This is a genomic window from Lysobacter enzymogenes (genome assembly GCF_017168095.1).
Taxonomy (GTDB): domain Bacteria; phylum Pseudomonadota; class Gammaproteobacteria; order Xanthomonadales; family Xanthomonadaceae; genus Lysobacter; species Lysobacter enzymogenes_D.
In genome coordinates this window covers 1-2,563 of sequence record NZ_LXSD01000543.1, presented here as the reverse complement: position 1 = coordinate 2,563, position 2,563 = coordinate 1, and the positions used below count along the sequence as shown (strand labels likewise).

The 2,563-nt window shown below is 71.8% G+C and carries 4 protein-coding genes and 1 pseudogene; 2 read left to right on the top strand and 3 right to left on the bottom strand.

The window, feature by feature from the left end; translation table 11 throughout:
- Window positions 1-316: pseudogene (locus A7A76_RS21545) on the top strand (penicillin-binding protein 1C); the annotation flags it as partial.
- Here A7A76_RS21545 and A7A76_RS26990 read toward each other — a convergent pair.
- From A7A76_RS26990 to A7A76_RS21535, 3 genes are read right to left on the bottom strand one after another with little or no spacing between them, the layout of a single operon-like run.
- Window positions 300-446, bottom strand: a complete 147-nt coding sequence (locus A7A76_RS26990; protein WP_428995216.1) for a DUF6053 domain-containing protein — start codon at window positions 444-446, stop codon at window positions 300-302. The pseudogene A7A76_RS21545 and the gene A7A76_RS26990 overlap by 17 nt on opposite strands.
- A gap of 50 nt (window positions 447-496) precedes the next feature.
- Window positions 497-874 (bottom strand): hypothetical protein, encoded by a 378-nt coding sequence (locus tag A7A76_RS21540; RefSeq protein ID WP_206413228.1) that lies wholly within the window; start codon window positions 872-874, stop codon window positions 497-499.
- A gap of 6 nt (window positions 875-880) precedes the next feature.
- Window positions 881-1,645, bottom strand: a complete 765-nt coding sequence (locus A7A76_RS21535; protein ID WP_206413227.1) for a hypothetical protein — start codon at window positions 1,643-1,645, stop codon at window positions 881-883.
- A 216-nt stretch (window positions 1,646-1,861) separates the two neighbouring features.
- Here A7A76_RS21535 and A7A76_RS21530 point away from each other — a divergent pair, with 216 nt between their 5' ends.
- Window positions 1,862-2,464 carry an NAD(P)H-dependent oxidoreductase gene (locus A7A76_RS21530; protein WP_206413226.1) on the top strand — a complete coding sequence of 201 codons (603 nt, stop codon included), beginning with the start codon at window positions 1,862-1,864 and terminating at the stop codon, window positions 2,462-2,464.
- Window positions 2,465-2,563 lie beyond the last annotated feature (99 nt).

Genomic DNA, 2,563 nt, shown 5'->3' with positions numbered 1-2,563 from the left:
GGCCTCGCGTCTGCCGCCGCTGGCGCCGGACTGCAGCGCCGACGGCCGCGACGCCGCCGAAGAACTGCGCATCGAAGGCATCGACGACCTGGCCACGCTCGCGCGCGCGCCGGGCAGCGCGACGCCGCTGCGGCTGTCGGTGCGCGCGCTCGGCAGCGACGCGCGCGTGCGCTGGCTGCTCGACGGCCGCTGGATCGGCGAAAGCGACGGCCGCGGCCGCTTCGACTACGACTTCGGCGAACCCGGCGAGCACACCCTGACCGCGCTGGCCGATACCGGCGCGTGGTCGCGGGTGCGGTTCAAGGTGCTGCGCTGAGCGCAGCCTGTGTATGGCGGGCTTCAGGCCCGGCGCTGTCGTTGCAGGCGACGGCGATTTGGCCGAAGAGCGTCGGCGCTGAAGTCCCTGCCACAAAGGCAGGGCTTCCCGCTGCTGCAGTGCCTTGCATGACGGGGACCGCTTCCGCGGTTGCAGTCGCTTTCGCGGAGGCTGGCAGGATCAATCCAGCGAGTAAGGCGGAGGTTCGATGGCCGCGGCCAATCCGCTGCGCTCCAAGGCCTTCGCATACCGCTCGGCTTCGATCACCGTAAGGTCCGCGAGCGCGCCGTCCTCGCGCAGCGTGCGCAGCAGTTCGCCGGCGGCGCGCCCGCTTTCGGCGGCGAGGCAGGCGGCCGCGCGCAGGGTGTCGGCGTCGTTGCGATGCTGCGGGGCCAGCCAGAGGCGGTGGCGCATCGCGACGATGCGCGCCAGGTCGGGCCGGGTGGTCGCCGCGCTGGTGCCGCAGCGCGTGCAGGTCACCAGCAGCGACAGGCCCTGGGTCTCGCGGCGGATCGTGGCCTGATCGCCGCAGGGGCAAAAGCTCAGCGGTTCGCTCATGCCGGCTCAGCCCGCCGCGTCGCGGTGCGCGGCGATCACATCGCCGATGGAGTCCGCGCCGGGCGCGTAGCGCGCGCCGGCGAAACCGGCCGCGGCCGTCAGCAGCGCCAGCAGCAGGAACGGCACGGCGGTGCGGCGCAGCGCGGTGGCCAGCCAATGCCGCGATTCGATCCGGCGCAGGCGCCGGTACAGGCCGCCGGCCAGGGCCACGTCGAGCAGCACTTCGGCCATCAGCGCCGGCGACAGCCACAGCGCCCACAGCGCCGCCGACGCCGCGGCCACGGCGGCGAGGATCGCGACGATCATCCAGCCGAAGTCGTCGGCGCCGTCAAGCAGCGAGACATCCGAGTCGCCGCGGCGGCTGCTGCGCGAAGACGACCACGACGACGAGGAGGTCGACGACGAAGAGGGCGCTTCGTAACTGGAACTCGCGCCGCCGCCGCCGCTGCGGCCGCCGCCGCTGTGCCAGCCGGGGTTGGAGGCGCAGGCGTTGGAGGAACTGTCGGAGAAGCCGTCGAGGTCGGGCCAGTCGCTGTCGCTCTCGCGCCTGCGGCCGTGGCTGCAGGCCCAGCTCCACAGCAGCAACAGGAACGCCGCGTAGGCGGCGCAGGCGGCGAGCGGGTAGCGCAGCGCCATCGTGTGCATGCCGGCCTGGAGCAGGCCGAACGAGGCGAGGAAGCCCGCGGCACCGGTCAGCAGCACGATCAGGCTCATTTGCAGGCGCGGCCAGTGGTCGCGTTCCAGACGTTCGCGCAGCCGCGCGATTTCCATGTCTCGGCTCATGGCGCGAGTGTAGGCGCGGCCTGGCGCGCCGGCGCAAGACGGTGCGGTGACCCCGGCGGGGAACGATTCAGCGCCGCGTGGTCGAGGTGTTGGGGCGGGTTGGGACGCTGCTTGGTCGCGCCGGAGCGCCCCGCTTGACAGCGTGTTCTACGAAAAGTAGCTTACCTTAAGTAAGTTACTTTTGGTAATTAATTCGGAGCCGCCATGCACGCCCTCATCGTCTTCGCTCATCCCGACCCGCAATCGCTGACCCACGCCGTCGCCGCGCGCGTGGCCGAGGGCGCGCGCGCGGCCGGCCACAGCGCCGAGCTGGCCGACCTCGCCGCCGAGGGCTTCGACCCGCGCTACGGCCAGGCCGATCACGACGCCTACCGCGAACTCGCGCCGCACCCGGCCGACGTGCGCGCCGAGCAGGCGCGGATCGAGCGCGCCGGCGCCCTGGTCCTGGTCTATCCGGTGTACTGGTGGTCGATGCCCGGGTTGCTCAAGGGCTGGGTCGACCGGGTGTTCTCCAACAACTGGGCCTACGCGACCCGCGACGGCCGCGTGGTCGGGCAGTTGCAGCGTCTCAACGTGCACTTGCTGGCCTTGGGCGGCGCCGACCGGCCCAGCTACATCAAGCATGCCTACGACGTGGCGATGAAGACCCAGATCGATCACGGCGTGTTCGATTACTGCGCAGCCTGCGTGGCCAGTTCGACGATCCGCTTCGACACCCAGGAACCCGACGGGCAGGCGCATCTGCAGGCGGCGTTCGAGCTCGGCGGCGGTTTGTTCGGAAAACAGGCGGGTTGTCGGGCGGCGTGACAGGGCGGCGCGGGCAGGTTGGGGTGTCGTCGCAGGTGCGCTGGCGCGGTCGCGGCTCGCGCCGCTCCTACAGGGGCTTCGGCGCCATGCGATCCACTT